General features: G+C 70.5%; 23 protein-coding genes. 14 read left to right on the top strand and 9 right to left on the bottom strand.

The window, feature by feature from the left end; translation table 11 throughout:
- The first annotated feature begins 144 nt into the window (after positions 1 to 144).
- Complete coding sequence (locus D451_RS0114995) at positions 145 to 831, top strand: hypothetical protein (RefSeq protein WP_014912451.1); 687 nt, start codon at positions 145 to 147, stop codon at positions 829 to 831.
- A 48-nt stretch (positions 832 to 879) separates the two neighbouring features.
- On the opposite strand, the gene D451_RS0114990 is transcribed toward D451_RS0114995, so the two are convergent.
- The 5 genes from D451_RS0114990 to D451_RS0114970 form a co-directional block, all read right to left on the bottom strand.
- The gene (locus D451_RS0114990) at positions 880 to 2145 is read right to left on the bottom strand and encodes a heparan-alpha-glucosaminide N-acetyltransferase domain-containing protein (RefSeq protein WP_017535052.1); all 1266 of its coding nucleotides are present in this window, start codon (positions 2143 to 2145) and stop codon (positions 880 to 882) included.
- Positions 2146 to 2260: 115 nt separating this feature from the next.
- A complete protein-coding gene (locus D451_RS0114985) occupies positions 2261 to 4267 on the bottom strand; it encodes an acetoacetate--CoA ligase (protein ID WP_017535051.1) in 2007 nt (668 codons plus the stop codon).
- 213 nt (positions 4268 to 4480) lie between these two features.
- Complete coding sequence (locus tag D451_RS0114980) at positions 4481 to 5158, bottom strand: HAD family hydrolase (protein WP_017535050.1); 678 nt, start codon at positions 5156 to 5158, stop codon at positions 4481 to 4483.
- Positions 5159 to 5202: 44 nt separating this feature from the next.
- A complete protein-coding gene (locus tag D451_RS0114975) occupies positions 5203 to 5880 on the bottom strand; it encodes a DUF4126 domain-containing protein (protein WP_017535049.1) in 678 nt (225 codons plus the stop codon).
- Positions 5881 to 5988: 108 nt separating this feature from the next.
- The gene (locus D451_RS0114970; protein ID WP_014911967.1) at positions 5989 to 6234 is read right to left on the bottom strand and encodes a DUF2630 family protein; all 246 of its coding nucleotides are present in this window, start codon (positions 6232 to 6234) and stop codon (positions 5989 to 5991) included.
- Positions 6235 to 6542: 308 nt separating this feature from the next.
- Between D451_RS0114970 and D451_RS0114960 the strand changes: the two genes are divergently transcribed.
- From D451_RS0114960 to D451_RS0114930, 6 genes are all read left to right on the top strand, one after another.
- Complete coding sequence (locus D451_RS0114960; protein WP_017535048.1) at positions 6543 to 7028, top strand: hypothetical protein; 486 nt, start codon at positions 6543 to 6545, stop codon at positions 7026 to 7028.
- A 216-nt stretch (positions 7029 to 7244) separates the two neighbouring features.
- Positions 7245 to 7397, top strand: coding sequence for a hypothetical protein (locus D451_RS28080; protein ID WP_017535046.1), 153 nt, complete (start codon positions 7245 to 7247; stop codon positions 7395 to 7397).
- A 78-nt stretch (positions 7398 to 7475) separates the two neighbouring features.
- On the top strand, positions 7476 to 7667 hold the full coding sequence (locus D451_RS0114945) for a hypothetical protein (protein ID WP_152472897.1): 192 nt from the start codon (positions 7476 to 7478) through the stop codon (positions 7665 to 7667).
- A gap of 15 nt (positions 7668 to 7682) precedes the next feature.
- A complete protein-coding gene (locus D451_RS28835) occupies positions 7683 to 7817 on the top strand; it encodes a hypothetical protein (protein WP_275040958.1) in 135 nt (44 codons plus the stop codon).
- 267 nt (positions 7818 to 8084) lie between these two features.
- A complete protein-coding gene (locus D451_RS0114935) occupies positions 8085 to 8375 on the top strand; it encodes a metal-sensitive transcriptional regulator (protein ID WP_017535043.1) in 291 nt (96 codons plus the stop codon).
- Positions 8376 to 8428: 53 nt separating this feature from the next.
- On the top strand, positions 8429 to 9079 hold the full coding sequence (locus tag D451_RS0114930; RefSeq protein WP_017535042.1) for a hypothetical protein: 651 nt from the start codon (positions 8429 to 8431) through the stop codon (positions 9077 to 9079).
- Here the strand turns inward: D451_RS0114930 and D451_RS0114925 are convergent.
- Positions 9067 to 10440 (bottom strand): NAD(P)/FAD-dependent oxidoreductase, encoded by a 1374-nt coding sequence (locus D451_RS0114925; RefSeq protein WP_014912714.1) that lies wholly within the window; start codon positions 10438 to 10440, stop codon positions 9067 to 9069. The genes D451_RS0114930 and D451_RS0114925 overlap by 13 nt on opposite strands.
- Positions 10441 to 10744: 304 nt before the next feature.
- Between D451_RS0114925 and D451_RS26570 the strand changes: the two genes are divergently transcribed.
- Positions 10745 to 11305 (top strand): hypothetical protein, encoded by a 561-nt coding sequence (locus D451_RS26570; protein WP_017535041.1) that lies wholly within the window; start codon positions 10745 to 10747, stop codon positions 11303 to 11305.
- 58 nt (positions 11306 to 11363) lie between these two features.
- Here D451_RS26570 and D451_RS0114915 read toward each other — a convergent pair whose 3' ends face one another.
- The gene (locus tag D451_RS0114915) at positions 11364 to 12833 is read right to left on the bottom strand and encodes a catalase (protein ID WP_017535040.1); all 1470 of its coding nucleotides are present in this window, start codon (positions 12831 to 12833) and stop codon (positions 11364 to 11366) included.
- Positions 12834 to 12935: 102 nt separating this feature from the next.
- Positions 12936 to 13517: an SACE_7040 family transcriptional regulator gene (locus D451_RS0114910; protein ID WP_017535039.1), complete on the bottom strand. Its 582-nt coding sequence runs from the start codon at positions 13515 to 13517 to the stop codon at positions 12936 to 12938.
- 156 nt (positions 13518 to 13673) lie between these two features.
- Here D451_RS0114910 and D451_RS0114905 point away from each other — a divergent pair, with 156 nt between their 5' ends.
- The 6 genes from D451_RS0114905 (at position 13674) to D451_RS28280 (ending at position 20777) form a co-directional block, all read left to right on the top strand.
- Positions 13674 to 15284 (top strand): carboxyl transferase domain-containing protein, encoded by a 1611-nt coding sequence (locus tag D451_RS0114905; protein ID WP_017535038.1) that lies wholly within the window; start codon positions 13674 to 13676, stop codon positions 15282 to 15284.
- Between the two features lie 7 nt (positions 15285 to 15291).
- Positions 15292 to 17373: an acetyl/propionyl/methylcrotonyl-CoA carboxylase subunit alpha gene (locus D451_RS0114900; protein WP_017535037.1), complete on the top strand. Its 2082-nt coding sequence runs from the start codon at positions 15292 to 15294 to the stop codon at positions 17371 to 17373.
- Positions 17370 to 18527, top strand: a complete 1158-nt coding sequence (locus D451_RS0114895) for an acyl-CoA dehydrogenase family protein (protein ID WP_017535036.1) — start codon at positions 17370 to 17372, stop codon at positions 18525 to 18527. The genes D451_RS0114900 and D451_RS0114895 overlap by 4 nt, the downstream gene beginning before the upstream one ends.
- A gap of 142 nt (positions 18528 to 18669) precedes the next feature.
- Complete coding sequence (locus D451_RS0114890) at positions 18670 to 19533, top strand: serine/threonine-protein kinase (protein ID WP_014912596.1); 864 nt, start codon at positions 18670 to 18672, stop codon at positions 19531 to 19533.
- 303 nt (positions 19534 to 19836) lie between these two features.
- Entirely contained in the window at positions 19837 to 20517 is a 681-nt protein-coding gene (locus D451_RS0114885) for a hypothetical protein (protein WP_017535035.1), read from the top strand.
- Positions 20518 to 20618: 101 nt separating this feature from the next.
- The gene (locus D451_RS28280; protein WP_014913300.1) at positions 20619 to 20777 is read left to right on the top strand and encodes a hypothetical protein; all 159 of its coding nucleotides are present in this window, start codon (positions 20619 to 20621) and stop codon (positions 20775 to 20777) included.
- Positions 20778 to 20853: 76 nt separating this feature from the next.
- Here D451_RS28280 and thrS read toward each other — a convergent pair whose 3' ends face one another.
- On the bottom strand, positions 20854 to 22827 hold the full coding sequence (gene thrS / locus D451_RS0114875) for a threonine--tRNA ligase (RefSeq protein WP_026125088.1): 1974 nt from the start codon (positions 22825 to 22827) through the stop codon (positions 20854 to 20856).
- Positions 22828 to 23124 lie beyond the last annotated feature (297 nt).

The following is a 23124-nucleotide window of genomic DNA, read 5'->3' as shown; positions in this document are numbered from 1 at the left end:
TGGTTTCCTCCGAATAGACCCTCGAATCGGGGTGGAAACGGGGTTTTTCGACGAACTTCGACAGGGTCGGCGTCCTCTCCGGTCTAGACCGGACCACTCCCTTGGACCTCGATGGACGTCGCACCGGACCGTTATCGTGGAGGCATGGCGGAGTTTCGGATCAGCAGTGACGACGACGGGATCGACCTGCGCAGGATGGCGACCGCGTTGGCCGAATCGCAGGGGTGGGCCCGCGAGGACGTGAGCGTCTGGGACAACCGTCGGGGCGAGGTGATCGTGACCGTCGACGACTCCCTGCTGCGCAAGCCCGAGGTCGACCCGCTGCACCGGCCCCGGCACACCCCGCACGCCGTGCACGACGCCTGTGAACGGCTGCGTCGGGAGGACACCTCGCTGCGCGGAGTGGACTTCGCCTTCCTCAAGGCCGAGTGCGCCCGCTTCTTCTCGGCCGGTTGGACCCTGGCCGACGTCGAGCACGCCCTGGGCCACCGGCCCGACGGTCGCGTGTGGGAGAAGGGCGAGCGCTATCAGGGCGGCCGCTGGTTCTCGCACCGTCTGAGCGCGTGGAAGACGCCCGACGGCGACATCCGCCCCTCCCTGTCCCAGGAGGAGGCCCAGCTCCGGGTGATCGGCAAGGCCGGGCTCCCCATGGACATCGGGCTGCCGCAGGACACCGAACTGTCACAGCGCCCGGTGGCCAGCCCCGCCGTGGCCCGGTCGGCCGCCGACGACGCCCGCCGCCTCATCCGGCAGAACACCCGCACCACCACCGACTCCCTCGCCCACCAGGATCGCACCTCGGCGCACATCCGACGCCCCGACCGCCCCTGAGGCCCCTGAGGCCCCTGAGGCCCCTGAGGCCCCTGAGGCCCCGAGACTCTAGCGGGCGCCGTTCTCCCGTCGACGTTCCTCCACCACGGTGACCGCGGCGTCGGCGCAGCGGGCCAGCCCGAGTTCGAGCGGTCCCCGTCCCACCGCGTAGCGCCATAGGGAGGCGAAGAGGAGCGATCCGAACACGAACCACTCCATGTACCAGGGGCCGCCGGCCCCCATGGTGGTCTCCGTTTGGAACGGGATCAGGATCGCCAGCACCAGGATGTGCCCGGTGTAGACGGTCAGCGGCATCCGCCCCACCGAGGTGAGCGGGTACATCGCGCGGGGCAGCCGTTCGGCGAACAGCATGCACACCACCAGCACCACCAGTGCCTGCCCCACCGCCTCCAGGATCTCGAAGGTCGTACCGGTGTGCGGTGTCCCCACCGCCAGCCACCACCAGCTGTCGGTGGGCACCTGCCCGCTGACGTTGTGCATGGCGTCGCGCGTGTTCTCCCGCAGCTGCTCCGCCGTCCAGGCGTCCATCGAACCCAGCGGGGCCCCGGCGAGGAAGGTGCTGTGAGCCTCGGTCAGCCGGTCGATCCCGCCCATCCGCTCGAGCAGGAGCCACGGCCCCAGGTAGCCGAGCGCGGCGGCGACGGCCCCACCGACCGCCATGCGCACGCGGACCGCGGTGGCGGTCAGATCGGTGCGGCCCACCGCCATCCCGGCCAGGACGAAGGTCATGAAGGTGATGGCCGGGTAGTAGCCGGTGAGGAGGAACTCCGGGAGCGAGGTGAGCGATCCCGTGCGCGGCGCCGTCGGGACGAGGTCGCGGCGCAGTAGGAAGGACGCCACCGGGCCGCACAGGGCCAGGGTCCCCGCCGCGGTCCACAGCACGGCCGCCCGCGCCCGGAGGAACGGCAGCGCCAGCAGGAAGAACCCGGCGTAGTAGGTGAGGATGACGGCGATCGGGACCGCGAACAGGTCCAGCACCACGCCGAGCAGTCCGATGAGCACGGCGCGGGCCATGATCCGCACGATGGCCCGGCGCAGGGCGTCGCCCTCGACCGGCCGGGTGCGTCCGGTCATCAGGGCCAGCGAGACACCGGCCAGGAAGGCGAAGAGCGCCGAGGAGTTGCCCCGGACCAGCCCGTGCAGCGCCCACCCCTGTTCCTCGGGGAGCAGACCGTGGGAGGCCACCCCGAGGTGGACCGCGAACATGCCGAAGACCGCGAGGGCGCGGGCCGCGTCGATACCGTCGATCCTGCGCGCGACCGAGGAGGGCGTTCCCGAGGGCGCGCCTGTGTCGCCTGACTGATGCTGTGCCACATCCGTCAGGTTATGCCTGTTCCGGACATTCCCCTTCTTCGTGCGAGGCCCCGTACCGCCGGCCTTCGCCCGGCCGGGGCGGAGTGGACGTTCCGCCCCGGCCGACCGGACCGGGTCAGCCCCGCTCGGCCAGGCCGCTGAAGTGGTCCAGCGCCTCGGGGTTGGCCAGCGAATCGCGGCTGGCCACCTTCTCGGGCCGCTCGCCCATGAGGATGCGCTTGACCGGGACCTCCAGCACCTTGCCCGACAGCGTGCGCGGTACCGCCGCGATCGCCCGGACCCGGTCCGGAACGTGGCGGGGCGAGCAGTCGGTGCGGATCCGTCGGGCGATCTCCTTGGGCACGTCGCCCTCCAGGTCGGCGCCCTCGCGCAGGACGACGAACAGTTCGATCTTGGAGGAGCCGTCGCCCTGAGGGACGTCGACGACCAGGGCGTCCAGGACGTCGTCCAGGGACAGGACCGCGCGATAGATCTCGCTGGTGCCCATACGCACGCCACCGCGGTTGATGGTCGAGTCCGAACGCCCGTAGATGATCGCCGTGCCGCGTTCGGTGATCTCGATCCAGTCGCCGTGCCGCCAGATACCGGGGTAGACGGAGAAGTAGCTGTCGCGCAGACGCTCGCCGTCGGTGTCGCCCCACAGGTACACCGGCATCGAGGGGGCCGGTTCGGTGACGACCAGTTCACCGACCTCGCCGATGAGCTCCTTGCCCTCGGGATCCCAGGAGGCCACCGCCATGCCCAGGCCCCGGGACTGGATCTCCCCCTCGTAGACGGGGAGCGTCGGGGTACCGCCGACCAGACAGCTACAGATGTCGGTGCCGCCGCTGGTGGAGAACAGCCACAGGTCCGATCCGAACTCCTCGTACGCCCAGGAGAAGGCCTCGGGGCTGAGCGGGGAGCCGGTGGAGCCGATCGCCTTGAGCGCGGACAGGTCGCGCCCCTCGCGCGGGTGGACGCCCTCCTTCATGCAGGAGGACAGGAACCCGGCGCTGGTCCCGAAGACCGTCACACCGGCGTCGGCGGCCAGCTCCCACAGGGTGTCCAGGCCGGAGGCGGGGGTCGAGGGGCTGCCGTCGTACAGGACGATGGAGGCCTTGGTCAGCAGGACGCTGGCCAGGAAGTTCCACATCATCCAGCCGGTGGTGGTGTACCAGAAGACCCGGTCGTGCTCCTGGGCGTCCAGGTGCAGGTTCAGGTTCTTGAGCTGCTCCAGCAGGATGCCACCGTGACCCTGGACGATCGCCTTGGGCAGACCGGTCGTCCCCGAGGAGTAGAGGACCCACAGAGGGTGGTCGAAGGGGACGGGGGTGAAGCTCAGCGCGTCGCCCGAGCCGGAGGCCTCCAGCTCGGACCAGGGCAGGGTGCCCTCCAGGGTCGCGCCCGAGGAGAGGTTGTCGAGGAGGACCGTGTGCTCGACCGTGGGCAGGGCCTCTCGCAGTTCCTCGACCACCGGTCGGCGGTCGAAGTCCTTGCCGCCGTAGCGGTAGCCGTCCACGGCCAGCAGCACCTTCGGTTCGATCTGCGCGAACCGGTCGATGACGCTGCGCACTCCGAAGTCGGGCGAGCAGGAGGACCAGATCGCGCCGAGGGAGGCCACCGCGTAGAAGGCGGCGATGGTCTCCGGCAGGTTGGGCAGGTAGGCCGCGACGCGGTCGCCCTCGCCCACACCCAGCCTGCGCAGCCCCGAGGCGATGGCGGCGGTGCACTCGCGCAGCTCGCCCCAGGTCCACTCGGAGAGCGGACGCAGCTCGGTGGCGTGCCGGATCGCGACGGTGTCGTCGTCACGCCCCTCGAAGACGTGCCGGGCGTAGTTGAGCGTCGAACCGGGGAACCATTCGGCGCCCGGCATGCTCCGGTCGGCCAGGACCGCCTCGTAGGGGGTGTCGGCCCGGACCCCGTAGAACTCCCAGATGGACGCCCAGAAACCGTCGATGTCGGTGACCGACCAGCGCCACAGGGCGTCGTAGTCGAAGTCGCGGACGGCGGTGGACCCGCCGGAGCCGAAGGCCTCGACCCCCTTCTCCCGTGCGGCCCATCGTGCGAACGCGACGACGTTGGAGGACTCGATCCGTTCCTCGTCGGGCTCCCAGAGCACACGGGGCACGCTGCTCTCCGTCATTGGCCCGCCTTCCCAATCGCGTGAACGTGTTGCTTTGAGACCCATCTAACAACACCGCGTATCCGCGCTCACGCGCCGGCCCGGGTTTCGGCGCCCGGCCCGGCCCACCGGTGTTCGCAGGTCACCGTGGGACGGCCCGAACGCGAGGACCCCGCCCTCGACGACGCGCGAGAACGGGGTCCGCCCGCCGGAGCGGACGATGGTCACGGAGGGTCAGCTCAGGGAACGGACCGCCGCCACCGCCTCGGCCGGAGAGTCGACGACGGGGGCACCGGTGGCCTCCAGACGCTCACGGGCCATCAGGCCGCTGGCGACCAGGACCGTGCGGGCCCCGGCCTCACGGGCGGCGCGGGCGTCGTCGTCGATGTCCCCGATGAGGACGACCCGGGAGGGGTCCAGGTCCTGACGCCGCAGATGGTCGATGAGGTGCTCGGCCTTGGAGTCCTTCACCGTGGCGAACTTGCGCCCGTCGACCCGGGTGAAGTGCGAGGTCAGACCGCGCTCGGCGATCAGCGGGACCAGGTGTTCGTGGGTGGCCATGGACAGCAGCGACTGGGTGCGTCCCTCCCCCGCCCACGCGTGGAGGACGTCGGGAACGCCCTGCGCCAGCTCACAGGTGGGCAGGTGGCTCACGTAGCTCTCGTCGTACAGTTTCTCGACCCGCTCCCACTCGCCCTCGGCGAAGGTCCGTCCCAGCAGCTCCTCGTAGCAGGGGATGAGCGGACGCCGGAAGATCGAACGCCAATGGTCCATCTCCACCGGCTCACGGCCGAAGCTCGCGCAGACGGCGTTGACCGCGGCGAGGTTGGCGTGGTTGTCGTCCAGCAGGGTTCCGTTCCAGTCCCAGACGATGTGGTGGGGGTCGTGGTTCTCGGATGTCATCTCAGCCATTGGATGCACTTTACGACCGAACGTCCGTTCGCGATACGCGGTTTTCACCACTCTCGCCGAGGATCATCCAGGTCATCGCCGCCTTGGAGAGCCTCCTCGGGGTCCGAACCGCGCCGGTCGCGACGTTCGGACCGTAGCCGTCGACGTCGACGCACCACCCACACCGCGGCGAACACCATCGCCGGGAACACGATGAGGATGAGCACCGGAAGGAGGATGGCCATCAACGAGGTGAGGAAGCTGACGACGTCCTCCAGGAAGGAGACCACCGGCGCCGCGCAGCCGAGGCTCATCGTGTTGATCACCGGCCGCGACAACGCCTTGACCAGGTGGAAGGCCAGAGCGATGAGCACGCCGGCGATCACCGGTCCCCAGTCCACCCCGCCGGAGGACACGGCGGCCCCGGAGGCCTCGCCGGTGATCTCGGACAGCTCCACCGTGGAGGCGCCCGCGCCGAAGGTGATGCCGCCCGAGGTCGGTCGGACGATCGTCTGGACGACGTCGTTGACGCTGTCCAGCGCCGGGAACTTGTCCGCCGCGAACTCCACGACCAGCAGCACCCCGAGACTGATCAGGGTGACGGGATGCTCCAGCCAGGCCCAGGTGGGACCGAGCGGGATCAGGTCGGTGAAGCGGGCGACCAGCCCGACGAGGAGGAGGGGGATGTAGGCGTTGAGCCCCGCCGCGGAGGACAGGCCCAGGCCGGTGAGCGTGGCGAACATGCGGTTCCTTCGTGCGCGCCGAACGGAAAGAGGGTGCCGGCCCGAACCCTCGGACCGGCACTCATCGTTGTTGACGCTCGCCGGAGGCTCCCGGTTTCGCGTTCGACGCTATTGGCGGTAGTTCTCGACCTCGGAGGCCGGGCGGACCCTCGCCTCCTCCGGGTCCTGTCCGTACTCGTCCTTCGCCCTGCGTTGACGCAGCAGATCCCAGCACTGGTCGAGCGCCTCCTCGACCTGCTTCATCCGGGCGCGAGAGGTTCGATCCAGACCATCCGGGTCGGAGCGGAGCGCGTGCTCCTCGTCCATCAGACCGCGAATGGTCGTCATGATGTCCTGTTCGGCGCTGTCGCTCATACCGTCATCGTCGACGCGTCCCCGGGCCGGGGCAAGGGCTCCGGCCCGGGGATCACCCGATTCAGACCGAACGTTTACGGGAGACCACGAACGCGACCAGGGCCGCTCCGATCGCGGCCAGACCCCCGATGATCAGCGCCGCCACTCCGGGGCCGGTGACCGGGAGCGTGGGCTCGTACCCGTGGGACGGCGGCTTCGGCTTCTCCGTCGGCTCCTCGGTCGGTGTCGGGTAGCCCGTCGGTTCCTCGGTCGGCCCCTCCGTCGGCGTCGGGTAACCCGTCGGCTCCTCGGTCGGAGCCGGACTCGGCGTGGGCGACCCGGTCGGGCTCGGGGACGGGGATTCCGTCGGTGACGGGCTCGGGGACGGGGATTCCGTCGGCGACGGGGTGGGGCTCGGAGACGGCGACCCGGTGGGCGACGGCGAAGGACTCGGGGACGGACTGGGCGAGGGCGTGGGACTCGGGCTCGGAGACGGCGACCCGGTCGGCGACGGCGTCGGACTCGGGCTCGGAGACTCGGTCGGAGACGGGCTGGGACTCGGGGACGGGCTGGGGCTGGGCGAAGGACTCGGAGACGGCGAAGGCGAAGGTGAGGGGCTGGGTGACGGGCTCGGGCTCGGAGACGGAGTGGGTGACGGGCTCGGGCTGGGGCTGGGCGACGGAGACGGTGAGGGACTCGGAGAAGGCGAAGGGCTGGGTGAAGGAGACGGACTCAGTGAGGGCGACTCGGTCGGCGACGGCGTCGGGGGCGGAGTCGGGGTCGGCTCCGGGCCGGGCGTCTGGGGGGCGATCTGATTGCAGTCGGCGCGCACGTCACCGAGGGTCATGTCGAAGAGCGTCTCCGGTGCCCCCACGGGGTTCCCGTTCGCGTCCTGACCTTGGACGACCGCCGTGTAGTCGGTGCGGGCGCGCCCGATGAAGGGGTCCTCGATCTCGTACACGTGGGTGATGGTCACGGTGACGTGGGCGTTGGTGATCCCGTCCCCGTAGTCGCCCGGGAAGTCGAGTTCCGTGACGGCGGTGCCCGCGGAGTCCGGGGCGGGCGCGTTGATCAGTCGGCCGAGGAAGAACGGCGCGGTGGTGGAGTCCTGGATGATGACCCCGGCGGGCGGGGCGCACTGCACCCGGTTGTTCCAGGTGGAGACGGAGAGGAGACGGTGCTGACCGTCGGGCTGCGTGGGCCCTTGGGCGACCAGGCCGGCGGCCACTCCCCCACCGACCGGTAGGGGCACGTCCAGATTGGTGAAGGCGCCGTTGGCGTTGGACATGCCCGATTCCGGACCGCTCTGCACGTTCACCTCGGCGGTGCCGGTGGCGGAGGTCAGATTGTTGGAGATGTTCGAACCGGGCCCGGTGTTGATGTCCCACGATTCATTGCCCTGGCCGCTGACCTCCAGTTCGGTCAGGGTCCCGGAGACGGCCCCGTCCCCGTAGACCGAGGGGTCGAGCGTGAGGCGACCCCAAGTGCTGGAGGCGTACGGCGTGGCGGGCTGGGCGGCGGCGTCCCTGGCGGTGAAGGTGGTCCCCGCGGCGATGGCCCCGGACGCCAACAGAACAGACGCCACTATGGCCACCCCCGTCTGACGGACCCTCGTGGTCTGTAGTGACATCCGCACTCCAAGTTACTTATCGAAACCAAACGACTACCCAGAGCAACGATAAGGGAGAGGGGGTCCGACATGTCGAAGCGACCGGCCCATCGATCTGGGAAACTCCTACTGTGACCCCATTGAGGGCGAATCGCCCTCACCCCAGGACCCCGCGGCGGAATAGAAGGCCGAACCCCGGCCTTCAATACCACGAGGGGGTATTCTGATGACAGCTGAGCAGGTACTACACGGGAACGAAGGTATGACGGCGACCCACGGTTACAGCAGCGACAAACAGAGCCACATCAACCGACTCCGCCGCATCGAGGGCCAGATCCGCGGACTCCAGCGCATGGTCGAGGACGACCAGTACTGCATCGACATCCTCACCCAGACCTCGGCGGTCAACAAGGCGTTGCGCTCGTTCGCGCTGTCCATGCTCGACGAGCACCTCAAGCACTGTGTCGCCCACGCCGTCGCCAACGGCGGCGACGAGGCGGAGGAGAAGGTCCGCGAGGCATCGGACGCGATCGCCCGTCTCGTCCGCTCCTGACCGTTCCGCCACATCCCCCGCCCCACGGGTCTCCCGAGGATCGACGTTCGCGTATGCCCCCCACCGAGAACAGCCGTTCGAGCGCTCTGGAGCGCCACCTGGCCCTCCCGGTCATGGTGTGCGCGGCCGTCTCCGTTCCCGCGATCTTCCTGGATCTGTGGGGCGAGGGGATATGGGGCCGGATCGGCCGCCAGGTCAACTGGGCGGCCGGACTGGCCCTGTGGGCCGAGTGGATCCTGCTCATCCTCCTGGCGAAGGACAAACGCGCGTGGTTGCGCACGCACAGGTGGACCACCTTCATCGCCGTGCTCACCGTGCCCGCGCTCCTCTTCACCCTCGGTCCGGCCCAGGTCCTACGCCTGGTCCGGACCGCGGGGACACTGCGCCTGGCCCGGGTGACCCGGATCATCGAGGCCGGCGGGGTCCTGCGCCGCCGTCTGGGGCTCCGAGGGACGGCGGGGATCACGGCGCTCGTCATCACCATGGTCCTGTCCGCGGCGTTCGTCGTGACGGTCCTGGCCGACCCCGAATCGGCGAGCCGCCGCTACCTGGCCGACCTGCCGGGGAGCCTCTCCAACGCGCGGATCGCCGCGGCCCTGCTCCTGGTCGCCGCGACGACCGCCCTCATCCTGTACCTACGCCGACGGGCCCCCTCCGGCCCCGAAGACGCCTCCGGGGCCGACGTTCCCGATCAGTCCCCGTAACGGGCCCGTTCGTTGTCGAGCAGCCGGGCGCCCTCCCGACGCGAGCCCTCCGCGTCCAGGTAGTCGACCGTCTCCTTGGCCACGAACGACGAGGGGCGACCGCCGTCGGCGAACCCCAGACGGGAGACCTCGCCTCCGGTGACCGCCCTGATCCCCCAGTTGGCCACGATCCGCGCCCGCGCCGTGGTGGAGGGCACCGAGGCCACGTGGTAGCCGCGCGTGACCGCCAACGCGGGCAGTCCGCTCAGATCGAACCGTAGGACCCGGGCCAACGCGTCCCTACCGCTCAGGTCCACCACCAGCCCCATGTCCTTGTGCTTGAACTCGTGCAGAGGTCGGCCCAGGACCGAGGCGACCACGTTGTGCGCGGCGACCTCCGCCTGACGACCGGCGTACTGGGCCGTGGGCGGGCAGTAGGCGCTGTCGGCGCTCGACAGGTCGGGCACCGCCGCCGCGTCACCGAGGGCGAAGACGTCCGACAGCCCCGGAACGGAGAGGTCGGTACCGACCTCCAGACGCCCCCGCATCGTCGGCTTGTCCAGGGTCTCCATGAGCGGGCTCGGTGAGACGCCCGCCGTCCAGATCAACGTCCGGCAGGGCAGGGAGCGGCCGTCGGTCAGCACCACCTTGTCCGCGCTCACCTCACGGACGCTCACCTTGAGCTTGACCTCGATGCCCATCCCCCGGAGCAGGTCCATGGCCTTACGGCCGAGCCGGTCCCCCAGCTCGGGCAGCACCTTGGGGGCGATGTCGACCAGATGCCAGCGGATCACCGAGCGCAGTTCCGGATAGCGACGCGCGGCCTCCTCGCACAGGCGCATCAGGGAGGCGGCGGTCTCCACCCCCGTGTAGCCGCCGCCGACCACCACGAACCGGCAGCGCTCCTCCCGCTCGATCGGGTCTCGAGAGTCGTTCGCCAGTTCCAGCTGGGCCAGGACGTGGTCGCGGAGCAGGACCGCCTCGGCCAGGGTCTTGGCCCCGTAGGCGTGCTCGGCGAGGCCGGGGATGTCGAACTCCCGGGTGACCCCGCCCGGCGCCAGGACCAGACGGTCGTAGGGACAGGGGATCAGTTCTCCGGTGGGGCGACGCACCACCACCACGCGTTCCCGTGGGTCGACACCGATGGCGTGGCCGGGGACGAAGCGGGTCTTGCGGGTGAGCCGGTGCACCGACATGGCCACCGATTGGGGGGTGAGCAGACCCGAGGCCACCTGGGGCAGCAGCGGGCTGTAGAGCATGTAGTCGTGCGGAGCGACCAGCGCGATGTCGGCCGCCCCGTTCGGGATACGGCGTTCCAGATGGCGAACGGTGTGAAGTCCACCGAAACCCGCTCCTACCACCACGATCCGAGGCCGAGACATGTGTTCACCGCTCCTTCTCCGTGTCGGGGTCGGGACGTCCCGGGCCTTAGAGGGGCCCTGAACGGGGGGCGTACCCACTTCGCCCCTGCCGAACGTACGGGTCCGGTCGGATTTCCTCTGCCTCCCACACGAGTCGTTTCCGGGACTTTGACCCCCATTGGTCCTCGCCCGAAAAGGCATACGGGGACTTCAACCCGACGAAACCCGCCCTTGGTCGCGCACCCCGAACACTAGGTGACTGTGTGTGGTCGAGCACGAACAGAATGTGCCGACCCGTGTTCATGGAGAGGGGCAAGGAACGCGTATGCGTCCGTTCACCAAGATCGCCGCCACGACCGTACTGGCCGGAGGGATGACCGTGTTCGGTGCCGGGGCGGCGTTCGCCGCCGGGGCCGACCCGTCCCCCGAGCGGCCTCCGGCGGAGATCCCGGCCGAGGCGCCCGCCGACGTCGCCCAGCCGGTGGAGGACGTCGTCGGTGAGGCCCCGGCCGAGCTGCCGGCGGAGGTACCCGCGGAGATCCCGGCCGAGGCGCCCGCCGACGTCGCCCAGCCCGTGGAGGACGTCGTCGGCCAGGCCCCCGTCGACGTTCCCGCCGAGGCCCCGGCCGAACTGCCCGCCGAGGTCCCGGCCGACGTCACCCAGCCCGTGGAGGGCATCGTGGGCGAGGCCCCGGCCGAGCTGCCGGCGGAGGTACCCGCGGAGATCCCGGCCGAGGTCCCGAGTGACGTCACCCAGCCCGTGGAGGACGTCGTCGGCCAGGCCCCCGTCGACGTTCCCGCCGAGGCCCCGGCCGAACTGCCCGCCGAGGTCCCGAGCGACCTCCCCCAGCCCATCGAGGGCGTGACCGGTGGCCTGCTTCCCTGACGGGTCGCGATGACGAGGGGCGGACGGCCGTGGCCGTCCGCCCCTTCACGTGTCCCGGTCATGCGCCGCGGACGCCCCTGGTGATCCGCTCACCGGTCTCGGCGTCGATCGAACGCCAGTAGTCCAGGGCACGCGAGAGCACCCCGTCATCGGTGACGGACGACAGGTGCCCGACGACGTTGGAGACCAACCTGCCCCGGGCGGCGTCGTCCATGACATCGCGGATCAGCGCGCGCGGCTGGACGAAGTCGTCGTCGTCACGGTGCGGGGTGTAGGCCTCCCTCACCAGGTCGGCTTCCTCCACGCGCCAGCCGGCCTGTTCCTCCCCCTCCTGGCGTGCGGCGTCGGGCCCGCCGAAGGAATTGGGGTGATAGACCGCCCCGGTGTCGGGGGCGTCGTGACGCATGTGCCCGTCCTTGGAGTAGGAGCGCACACGGACCCGGGGCCGGTTGGGCGGCAGCTCGTTGTAGTTGACCCCGATCCGGTAACGATGGGTGTCCGGGTAGGAGAAGATCCTTCCGAGCAGCATCTTGTCCGGCGAGGCGCCGATGCCCCTCACCAGGTTGGCCGGTTCGAAGGCGGCCTGCTCGATGTGGATGAAGTGGTTCTCCGGGTTGTGGTCGAGCGTCATACGCCCGACCTCGATCAGTGGATAGTCGGCGTGCGGCCACACCTTCGTCAGGTCGAACGGGTTGAACCGGTAGTCGGCGGCCTCCGCCACCGGCATGATCTGCATGCGCAGCGTCCAGGACGGGTACTCCCCGCGCTCGATCGCCTCGAAGAGGTCGCGACGGTGATGGTCCGCGTCCTCACCGGCGAGGCGATCCGACTCCTCCTGGGTGAGGAAGTCGTTGCCCTGGTCGGTCTGAAAGTGGTACTTGACCCAGAAACGCTCGCCCCGGGCGTTGATCCACTGGTAGGTGTGCGAGCTGAAGCCGTCCATATGGCGCCAGGTCTTCGGAAGACCTCGATCCCCCATCAGCCAGGTGACCTGGTGCGCCGACTCCGGGGAGAGGGACCAGTAGTCCCACTGCATGGTGTTGTCGCGCAGGCCCGTGCGCGGATCACGCTTCTGAGAGCGGATGAAGTCCTGGAACTTCTGGGGATCCCGCATGAAGAAGACCGGCGTGTTGTTGCCGACCATGTCGTAGTTCCCCTCCCGCGTGTAGAACTTCAGTGCGAAGCCACGCGGGTCGCGCCAGGTGTCGGGGCTGCCCATCTCCCCCGCCACCGTGGAGAACCGGGCCAGCATCGGGGTCTCGCGGCCGGGTTGGAAGAGGTCGGCACAGGTGTAGGCGCTGACGTCCTCGGTCACCCGGAAGGTCCCGTAGGCGCCACTGCCCTTGGCGTGCACCACGCGTTCGGGCACCCGTTCCCGGTTGAACTGCGCCATCTTCTCTATGAGATAGGCGTCGTGGAGGAGGAGCGGGCCGTCCCGCCCCACGCTCAGGGAGTGTTCGTCGCTGGGGGCCGGAATACCGGCGTTGGTGGTGGTCGTGTCCTGGGGTTCGGACCGGTCGTCGACCATGAAGGCTCTCCTCGGGAAGCTGGGCACGTGTCCCGGACGCCCGGTCCGGGGCCTCGTGCGCGGATCTACCCGGAGGCCGGTCAAGCCACGTACAACGAGGGGCTATCTCACCGTCGCCCCTGCCGAGAGCAGGGCCGCGCCCCCCATCTCCAGGAGCAGGTCCGCCATCGCCTCTCGAGAGAGCTCCCCTCGACTGTGCGGCGTGGAGTTGAGCAGCCCGAAGGCCGCGTGCACCGACGCCCTGAGCGCGGGCCCGGGAACGTTCGGACACAGCTTCTCCAGAACACCGACCCACTCCTCCACGTAGCCGCGCTGGAGCCGGCGGACCGTACGCCGGTCCTCCTCGGTGAGGTTGCCCAGTTCACGATCGTGGACGGTGATGAGGTCGGGCTCGTCCAAGGCGAACTCGATGTGGCCCCGCAACAGGGCCCGCAGCGCCTCCTCAGGCCCGTCGGCCTCGGCCACCAGGGCACGTCCGCGCGCGGCCAGACGTTCGCTGATGTCCACCAGGACCGCCCCGAGCAGGGCCTCCTTACCGGGGAAGTGACGGTAGAGGGCGGGGCCGGTGGTACCGACCGCGCGCCCGAGGTCGTCGATGGTCACCCCCCGGTAGCCGTGCGCCGCGAAGAGGCGGGCCGCCGCCCGCAGGATCGCCGTCCTCCGCTTTCCCATCTCCCTGGCCATCGTCCACCCGCCTCTCACCCGCGCTCTCGCCGGTCCGGCCTCGTTCGGCGTCCGATGTCGGCACACCCTGGACACCCATGTTAGTAGTTACTAACATCACCTTTGTTAGTGAGCATTAACATCCCTCCACGAGAGGACACCATGAGCAGGGCACCTGTGCTCGGCTCGGCGGTGGACACCGCCGGGCCCGCGTTCGCCGCCAACGACGCCGCGAACCGCGCCCTCGCGCTGGAGCTGCGGGAACGGATCGACACCGCCGCCCTCGGCGGCCCCGAGAAGACCCGGATCCGCCACGTCGAGCGCGGCAAACTCCTCCCCCGAGACCGCGTCGACCTCCTTCTCGACCCCGGATCCCCCTTCCTGGAGATCGCCCCGCTGGCCGCCTACGGCCTCTACGGCGCGGACGGCCACGACGCGCCGGGCGCCGGGATGATCGCCGGGATCGGGCGCGTGGCCGGACGCCCCATGGTGGTGGTCGCCAACGACGCCACCGTCAAGGGCGGCAGCTACTACCCGATGACGGTGAAGAAGCACCTGCGCGCCCAAGAGGTGGCGCTGCACAACCGTCTTCCGTGCGTCTACCTCGCCGACTCCGGCGGCGCCTTCCTCCCCATGCAGGACGACGTCTTCCCCGATCGGGAGCACTTCGGCCGCATCTTCTACAACCAGGCCACCATGTCCCGGATGGGCATCCCCCAGATCGCCGCGGTCCTGGGGTCGTGCACGGCGGGCGGCGCCTACGTCCCCGCCATGAGCGACGAGGCGGTCATCGTCCGGGAGCAGGGCACCATCTTCCTGGGCGGCCCGCCCCTGGTGAAGGCCGCCACCGGCGAGGTCGTCACCGCGGAGGAACTGGGCGGCGGCGACCTGCACTCGCGCGTCTCCGGGGTGACCGACCACCTCGCCGACGACGACGCCGACGCCCTCGCCCGGGTCCGGACCATCGCCGACACCCTCGGCCCGCTCGACCCGCCCGCCTGGGAGACCCGGGAACCGCGCCCGCCGGCGCTGGACCCCGAGGAGCTCTACGGCGTGGTCCCCTCCGACACCCGCACCCCCTACGACGTGCGCGAGGTGATCGGTCGGATCGTCGACGGCAGCGAGTTCGCCGAGTTCAAGGCCGAGTACGGGACCACCCTGGTCACCGGGTTCGCGCACATCAACGGCCACCCGGTCGGGATCATCGCCAACAACGGCATCCTGTTCGCCGAGTCCGCGCTCAAGGGCGCCCACTTCATCGAACTGTGCGACCGCCGCTCGATCCCGCTGGTGTTCCTCCAGAACATCTCCGGCTTCATGGTCGGCCGCGACTACGAGGCCGGTGGTATCGCCAAGCACGGCGCCAAGATGGTCACCGCCGTGGCCTGCGCCCGCGTCCCCAAGTTCACCGTGGTGATCGGCGGGTCCTTCGGCGCCGGCAACTACTCGATGTGCGGCCGCGCCTACTCCCCCCGCTTCCTGTGGATGTGGCCCAACGCCCGCATCTCCGTGATGGGCGGTGAACAGGCCGCCTCGGTGCTGTCCACCGTGCGCCGCGACCAGAAGGAGGCGCGCGGGGAGGAGTGGTCGGCCGAGGACGAGGAGGCCTTCAAGGCCCCCATCCGCGACCAGTACGAGGAGCAGGGGAGCCCCTACTACTCCACCGCCCGCCTGTGGGACGACGGTGTCATCGACCCCGTCGACACCCGCGACGTGCTCGCCATGGCCCTGTCCGCCGCCCGCCACGCGCCCCTGGACCCCGTGGGCTACGGCGTCTTCCGGATGTGAGGAACCCTTGACCACCACACCACGCACCATCTCGAGGAGTCACGGAGTCGCGCGCGTCCTGGTCGCCAACCGGGGCGAGATCGCGCTGCGGATCATGCGTACCCTGCGCCGCATGGGCATCAGCCCGGCCACCGTCTACACCGACGCCGACTCCGAGGCCCCGCACACCCTGGCCGCCGACATCGCTCTGAGGGTGGAGCACTACCTGGACGCCGACGGGATCGTCGCCCTGGCCCTGGACTGCGGGGCCACCGGCGTGCATCCCGGCTACGGCTTCCTGTCGGAGAACGCCGACTTCGCCCGCGCGTGCACCGACTCCGGCCTGGTCTTCATCGGCCCGCCCGCCTCGGCCATCGAGGCCATGGGCGACAAGATCCGCGCCAAGGACACCGTCGCCGCGGCGGGGGTGCCCGTCCTGGGCGGCTTCGCCGAGAAACCCGGACAGCCCCTGGACGACGACGAACTCCTTCGCGCGGCCGAGGAGACCGGCTACCCGCTGCTCATCAAGCCCTCCGCCGGAGGCGGCGGCAAGGGCATGCGCTCCGTGTACGCGCCCGAGGGCCTGCTCGCCGACGCCGCGGCCGCCCGCCGCGAGGCGCTGGCCTCCTTCGGCGACGCGACCCTGCTGGTGGAGAAGCTCGTCCAGCGGCCCCGCCACATCGAGGTCCAGGTCATGGCCGACGCGCACGGCCACGTCCTGCACCTGGGCGAACGCGAGTGCAGCCTGCAACGCCGACACCAGAAGGTGGTGGAGGAGGCCCCCTCACCCCTGCTCACCGAGGGGCAGCGCCGGACCATGGGCGAGGCCGCCGTCGCCGCCGCCCGATCCTGCGGCTACGTGGGCGCGGGCACCGTCGAGTTCATCGCCGAGACCGACCCCGACGGAGGCCTGTCCTTCTCCTTCCTGGAGATGAACACCCGCCTCCAGGTGGAGCACCCGGTCACCGAGGAGGTCGTCGCCGTACGCGGCGAGCGCGGCGTCGACCTGGTGGAACTCCAGGTACGCGTGGCCTACGGCGAGGCCCTGCCCTTCGCTCAGGAGGACGTCTCCTGGGAGGGGCACGCGGTGGAGTCCAGGATCTACGCCGAGGACGCCGACCGCGGTTTCCTGCCCTCGGGCGGGCCGATCCTGCTCTTGGAGGAGCCCTCCGGCCCGCACGTGCGGGTGGACTCGGGCATCGCCCGGGGCGGGGCGGTCACCTCCGACTTCGACCCGATGCTGGCCAAGGTCGTCACCTGGGGCGCGGACCGGGCCGAGGCCCTGAACCGGATGGACGCCGCGCTCGCCTCCTACCGGCTGCTGGGCTGTGTGACCAACACCGCCTACCTGCGCCGGCTCCTGCACCACCCCCGGGTGATCGCGGGCGACCTGAGCACCGACCTCATCGCCTCCGACCCGCCCGAGGAGGCCCCCGACCTCCTCTCCTCCGTGGCCATGGCCGCCGCCCTGGACCACCAGCTCGACCTGGAGATCGGCCCCACCGCCGACCGGTTCGCCGTACCCGACGGCTGGCGGATGGGCGGCCCCGCCTGGACCCCGTGGAGACTGCGGGCCCCCGGCCACGACGCCGTCGTCGTCCGGGTCCGGCGCGACGGCGCCCCCGGGCGCTACCTGGTCGCCCTGGCCGACCGGGAGCCGGTCGCGCTCGGGGCCCGCCGCTCCGCGGACGGCACCCGGCTCACGATCACCGACGCCGACACCACCGTCACCTACGCCCGCGCCGACGACCCCGCCACCGCCCACCGGTGGCTGGGGCTGGAGGGCGCCGCCTGGAGCCTGCACGAGGAACCGGTGACGGCGGCGCTGCGCGAGGACGACGCGGCCGCCGACGGCACCGTCCGCAGCCCCATGCCCGGCACCGTCCTGGACGTACCGGTCCGGGTCGGGCAGACGGTCACCGCCGGAACCACCCTGGCGGTGGTCGAGGCCATGAAGATGGAGCACTCCGTGCCCTCCCCGATCGACGGGACCGTCGCCTCCGTGGCGGTCCGCACCGGTTCCTCCGTGCCCATGGACGCCGTCCTGGTCACCGTCGAACCCGAGAACCCGGCCGACACCCCTTCCACCTCCACCGAGGAGCAGCGATGAACCGCCACGAACTCTCGACCGAGCACGCCGATCTGCGGGCCGCGGTGGAGACCTTCGCGCAGACCGAGGTCGCGCCGGTGATCGGCGACTTCTACGAGCGCGGCGCCTTCCCCTACGAGATCGTCGCCAAGATGGGCCGGATGGGCCTGTTCGGGCTGCCCTTCCCCGAGGAGCACGGCGGCATGGGCGGCGACTACTTCGCCCTGTGCCTGGCCCTGGAGGAGCTGGCCCGGGTGGACTCCTCCGTGGCGATCACCCTGGAGGCCGGGGTGTCGCTGGGCGCCATGCCCCTCCACCGCTTCGGTACCGAGGAGCAGAAGAAGACCTACCTGCCCCGGCTCACCTCCGGCGAGGCCCTGGGCGCCTTCGGGCTGACCGAACCCGATGGCGGCTCCGACGCCGGTGCCACCAAGACCACGGCCCGTCTGGAGAACGGCGAGTGGGTGATCAACGGGACCAAGTCGTTCATCACCAACTCCGGGACCGACATCACCGCTCTGGTCACGGTGACCGCCGTGACCGGTGAACGCGAGGACGGCCGGCCGGAGATCTCCTCGATCCTCGTCCCCAAGGGCACCCCCGGTTTCTCCGTCGGCCAGAAGTACTCCAAGGTCGGCTGGAACGCCTCCGACACCAACGAGCTGGTGTTCGAGGACTGCCGTGTGCCCGAGGCCAACCTGGTCGGCGAACGCGGCCGCGGCTACGCCCAGTTCCTGCGCATCCTCGACGAGGGCCGCATCGCCATCGCGGCGCTGTCGGTCGGTCTGGCCCAGGGCTGTGTCGACGAGAGCGTCCGCTACGCCCACGAACGCCAGGCCTTCGGCGGCAGCATCGCCCGCTACCAGGCCATCCAGTTCAAGATCGCCGAGATGGAGGCCCGCACCTACAGCGCCCGTCTGGCCTACTACGACGCGGCCTCTCGGATGCTCGCCGGCGAACCCTTCAAGAAGGAGGCGGCGATCGCCAAGCTGATCGCCTCCAACGCCGCCATGGACAACGCCCGCGACGCCACCCAGGTCTTCGGCGGCTACGGCTTCATGAACGACTACGCCGTGGGCCGTTTCTACCGCGACGCCAAGATCCTGGAGATCGGCGAGGGCACCAGCGAGGTCCAGAAGATGCTGATCGCCCGCGAGCTCGGCCTTCCCGCCTGAGACTCCCACCGACCGCGGCCCCGGGGACAACGGCGTCCCCGGGCCCGCGCCCCCGTGTTCGGGGGGCGACCGTGCGTGATGCGCGTTCGGCCGGCATCATGGGTCCGCTCAAGGCCCCTCATGCCCCCGAGGTCCCGGCGCAGTGCCCCTCTCCCTCTTTCCCCGTCCGCAGGACCCCACCGAGGTCCTCCCCCTGAGTGCCCACGACCCGACGAGGCTGGGCCCCTATCGACTGCTCGGGCGGCTCGGCTCGGGCGGGATGGGGACCGTCTATCTCGGTCGCTCTCGTACCGGCCGTTCGGTGTCGGTGAAGGCGGTGCATCCGGAGCTGGCCGACGAACCCGAGTTCCGTGAACGTTTCGCCCGGGAGGTGGCCGCGCTGCGACGCGTGCGCGGCCGTTTCGTACCCCGGTTCGCGGGTGCCGCGCCCCGGGCGGAGATCCCCTGGCTGGCCACCCTCCACGTCCCCGGTCCGACCCTGCGCGAGCGGGTCGAGCACGTACGCCCGTTGCGGGCGGGGGCCCTCATCGCTCTGGCCTCCGGTGTGGTCACCGCCCTGGCCGACATCCACCGGGCCGGGCTCGTGCATCGGGACCTGAAGCCGGGCAACGTCGTCCTCTCCCCTTCCGGGCCGCGTGTCCTGGACTTCGGCGTCGCGGCCTCGGCGGCCTCTCTGCCCTCTTGCGGGCGGATCTGGGGCACCCCGGGATGGGTCTCCCCCGAACGTCTGCGCGGAGGGGCCGCCACGACCGCCTCCGACGTGTTCAACTGGGGGCAGGTGACGGCCTACGCCGCCACCGGGCGCAACCCGTTCGGCACCGGACCCGTCGCGTCGGTCGAGGAGCGGATCCTGCGCGGCGAGGCCGACCTGATCGGTCTGCCGGCCGAGCTCCTGCCCATCGTGCGCGCGGCGCTGGCCCCGGATCCGGTCCTGCGTCCCTCCCCCGCCCTGCTCCTGTCATCGCTGCCGCGGCAGGACGGTCCCCTCACCCGGCGTTCCTGGTGACCCGGTTGGCCACAATCGGACACGCATCACTCTGAGCCTCCGATCCACCACGACAGGTGACCGAGCGTGGTCTCTCGGCCGACCAGAGGCCCGTGCACCGGGATACCAGAGGTGTACGAGGCCGGTGTTGTACCGGTGACGGCGAAGAGTGATCACACGGGGGTGACAAGTGGACGAGGGCGGCACAGAATGGACTCGTAAGGCCGACGCGGCCCCCTGTCACCGGGCCCGCGACCCGGATCGCCACGACGCCTCGCACGGGTCCACCGGCCCTCACACGTTCCCCACCGGAGGAGACACCGGATGGAAGGCGCTCTGCCGCTGATCGCCCTGGTCGCCGTGGTGGTGTCCGCCGGAGTGATCACGGTCGCCGCGCACTTTCGCCAGGAGCGGGTCGCCGAGCTGCGCGGATGGGCCCGGGAGCACGACTGGGACTACGTCGAACAGCACCCTTCCCCGCTGGCGGACGCCACCCTGCCCCGGGAACTTCGCGCCCCCGGCGTCCGGGCACGCCACGTGCTCACCGGCCGACGCGGCCGCCACCTGGTCACCCTGTTCGAGCTCGACCGCCCCTCCGGCCGGGGAGGGGAGGGTCCCGCGCCGCATCCCCACCGGATCGTGGCGGTGCGCGCGCCCGGCCCGGGCGCGGAACTGGAGATCCACCGCCGTGATCTGTCCCGCACCGTGTCGTTCGACGATCGCGGAGAACCGGAGGAGATCGACCGCGCCTTCGCCGGGGCCTTTCACACCAGCGGTGACGACGAGCGTTTCGCCCGCGCCGTCCTGACCCGGGGGACCGTCGCGTGGCTGTTGTCGGACTGTCGTTCCCGGTCGCTCCCGGTCCGCTTCTCCGGCGGGCACGTCCTCACCTGGGCGCCGATGCGACTCGACCCCGCCCGTGCCCTGACCGCCGCCGACTATCTGATCGATCTGGTCGACCGGATCCCCGGCCGGGCGTGGGGGCTCAACACCGCCGGTTCCTGAGCCCGGACACGACTACCCCCGGCGCACGCACCCGGACGTTCGGCCACCCGGTGTGGTCCCGATAAAATCCGCCTTGCCCGAACCACGAGGAGTAGGACCCGATGAGCGACCCCAACGCCACGCACCGCATCTCGCGCGCGGATCTGTTCCGCGACGACGAGGAGGAGACCACGGCGGACCCCGACGCCACCGCGCAGATCTCCCGCGAGGATCTTTTCAAGGAGGACCCCGCGCCCCGCGACCGCCGGGAGCGGAACTGACCCCCTGGAGAACACGAGGAGCGCCCGCCCCCACGAGGGGGAACGGGCGCTCCGTGGTTTCAGGGGACCGTCGCGGTCAGCGGCGTTCGCGCACGGTGGCGACGATCTCGGCGACCGCCTCGTCGATCGGGACGCCGTTGTTCTGGGAGCCGTCGCGGTAGCGGAAGGACACGGCCCCCTTGCTGATGTCCTCGTCACCGGCCAGCAGCATGAAGGGCACCTTCTGCTTCTGGGCGTTGCGGATCTTCTTCTGCATCCGGTCGTCTCCGGCGTCGACCTCGACCCGGATGCCCTCGGCCTTGAGCCTGGCCGCGATCTCCTGGAGGTAGGGCACGTGCTCGTCGGCGATCGGGATGCCCACCGCCTGGACCGGGGCCAGCCAGGCCGGGAAGGCGCCGGCGTAGTGCTCCAGGAGCACCGCGAAGAACCGCTCGATGGAGCCGAACAGGGCGCGGTGGATCATGACCGGACGCTGACGGGAGCCGTCGGCGGCGGTGTACTCCAGGTCGAAGCGCTCGGGCAGGTTGAAGTCCACCTGGATCGTGGACATCTGCCAGGTGCGGCCGATGGCGTCCTTGGCCTGGACGGAGATCTTCGGGCCGTAGAAGGCCGCGCCGCCCGGGTCCATGACCAGTTCCAGGCCCTGCTTCTCGGCGGCCTGACGGAGGATGCCGGTGGCCTCCTCCCAGACCTCGTCCTCGCCGATGTACTTCTCCGGGTCCTTGGTGGACAGCTCCAGGTAGAAGTCGTCGAGGCCGTAGTCGCGCAGCAGATCGAGGACGAAGGTGAGCAGCGAGTCGAGCTCGCCCGCCATCTGCTCCTTTGTGCAGTAGATGTGGGCGTCGTCCTGGGTGAAGCCGCGGGCGCGGGTCAGGCCGTGCACCACGCCGGACTTCTCGTACCGGTACACGGTGCCGAACTCGAACAGGCGCAGCGGCAGTTCACGGTAGGAGCGCCCGCGCGCGTCGAAGATCAGGTTGTGCATCGGGCAGTTCATCGGCTTCAGGTAGTAGTCCTGACCGCCGTCGAGCTGCATGGGGGGGTACATGCCGTCCGCGTACCAGTCGAGGTGTCCCGACTTCTCGAACAGCGTGCTCTTGGTGGCGTGCGGCGAGTAGACGAACTCGTAGCCGCTCTCCTCGTGGCGCTTGCGCGAGTAGTCCTCCATGACCCGGCGGATGATGCCGCCCTTGGGGTGGAAGACGGCCAGTCCGGAGCCGATCTCGTCCGGGATGGAGAACAGGTCGAGCTCGGAGCCGAGCTTGCGGTGGTCGCGCTTCTCGGCCTCCTCCAGGAAGGTCAGGTACGCCTTGAGCGCGTCCTTGCTCTCCCAGGCGGTGCCGTAGATCCGCTGGAGCTGCGGGTTGGTCTCCTTGCCGCGCCAGTAGGCGGCGGCGGTGCGCATGAGCTTGAAGGCCGGGACCACCCGGGTGGTGGGCAGGTGCGGGCCCCGGCACAGGTCCTTCCAGCACAGCTCGCCGGTGCGCGGGTGGACGTTGTCGTAGATGGTGAGCTCGCCGGCGCCGACCTCGGCGGAGGCGCCGTCGGCCGCCTCGGCGGCCCCGCCCTTGAGACCGATCAGCTCCAGCTTGTAGGGCTCGGTGGACAGCTCGGCGCGGGCGTCGTCGTCGGAGACCGCGCGCCGGTCGAAGCGCTGCCCCTGCTTGATGATCTGCTGCATCTTCTTCTCGATGCTCTTCAGATCGGCCGGGGTGAAGGGCTCGGCGACGTCGAAGTCGTAGTAGAAGCCGTTCTCGACGGGCGGGCCGATGCCCAGCTTCGCCTCGGGGAAGAGCTCCTGCACGGCCTGGGCGAGGATGTGCGCGGTGGAGTGGCGCAGGATCGCCCGCCCCTCCTCGGAGTCGATCGCGATCGGCTCGACGGTGTCACCGTCGGAGAGCTCCAGGGCCAGGTCGCGGGGTTCACCGTTGACCAGGGCGGCGATCACGGTCTTGCCGTCCGCCTCCAGTGCCTGGCCCGCGGTGGTCGTGGCCGCCACCGCACGCGAGGTTCCGGCGAGGGTGATATGCAGCTCAGACGCGGCGGACACGGTGACTCCCAGGGATACGTCGATGTCATGGATACGCACCGGCCGCCGGTGACGGCGGCCTGGTGTTTCGTCACCGATGCTATCGGCTCCGTGATGAGGTCGCCCCGTCGTCCACAGGGCCCGGGGACGATCCCCCCATCGGCCGCTCGGGGTCCGTCGGGGTGGGAATCCAGAACGGAAACCCGTGATTCGGTCGGAGAATCGGGGCGATCCGGGCCGGGGGGACGAGGTGCTCCGAGGCCCTTCGAAGCCCTGGCGGCGGGGCCTCCACCAAGGACCTACCGGACTCTTCGTGAT

The organism is Nocardiopsis alba DSM 43377 (assembly GCF_000341225.1).
Taxonomy (GTDB): Bacteria; Actinomycetota; Actinomycetes; order Streptosporangiales; family Streptosporangiaceae; genus Nocardiopsis; species Nocardiopsis alba.
This window is presented reverse-complemented; position numbering and strand designations above follow the sequence as displayed.

Coding starts and splice junctions, on each gene's coding strand:
- D451_RS0114995 (WP_014912451.1), top strand. CDS start 145: ATGGCGGAGTTTCGGATCAGCAGTGACGACGACGGGATCGACCTGCGC.
- D451_RS0114985 (WP_017535051.1), bottom strand. CDS start 4,267: ATGACGGAGAGCAGCGTGCCCCGTGTGCTCTGGGAGCCCGACGAGGAA.
- D451_RS0114980 (WP_017535050.1), bottom strand. CDS start 5,158: ATGGCTGAGATGACATCCGAGAACCACGACCCCCACCACATCGTCTGG.
- D451_RS0114975 (WP_017535049.1), bottom strand. CDS start 5,880: ATGTTCGCCACGCTCACCGGCCTGGGCCTGTCCTCCGCGGCGGGGCTC.
- D451_RS0114970 (WP_014911967.1), bottom strand. CDS start 6,234: ATGAGCGACAGCGCCGAACAGGACATCATGACGACCATTCGCGGTCTG.
- D451_RS0114935 (WP_017535043.1), top strand. CDS start 8,085: ATGACGGCGACCCACGGTTACAGCAGCGACAAACAGAGCCACATCAAC.
- D451_RS0114930 (WP_017535042.1), top strand. CDS start 8,429: ATGCCCCCCACCGAGAACAGCCGTTCGAGCGCTCTGGAGCGCCACCTG.
- D451_RS0114925 (WP_014912714.1), bottom strand. CDS start 10,440: ATGTCTCGGCCTCGGATCGTGGTGGTAGGAGCGGGTTTCGGTGGACTT.
- D451_RS26570 (WP_017535041.1), top strand. CDS start 10,745: ATGCGTCCGTTCACCAAGATCGCCGCCACGACCGTACTGGCCGGAGGG.
- D451_RS0114915 (WP_017535040.1), bottom strand. CDS start 12,833: ATGGTCGACGACCGGTCCGAACCCCAGGACACGACCACCACCAACGCC.
- D451_RS0114910 (WP_017535039.1), bottom strand. CDS start 13,517: ATGGCCAGGGAGATGGGAAAGCGGAGGACGGCGATCCTGCGGGCGGCG.
- D451_RS0114895 (WP_017535036.1), top strand. CDS start 17,370: ATGAACCGCCACGAACTCTCGACCGAGCACGCCGATCTGCGGGCCGCG.
- D451_RS0114885 (WP_017535035.1), top strand. CDS start 19,837: ATGGAAGGCGCTCTGCCGCTGATCGCCCTGGTCGCCGTGGTGGTGTCC.
- D451_RS28280 (WP_014913300.1), top strand. CDS start 20,619: ATGAGCGACCCCAACGCCACGCACCGCATCTCGCGCGCGGATCTGTTC.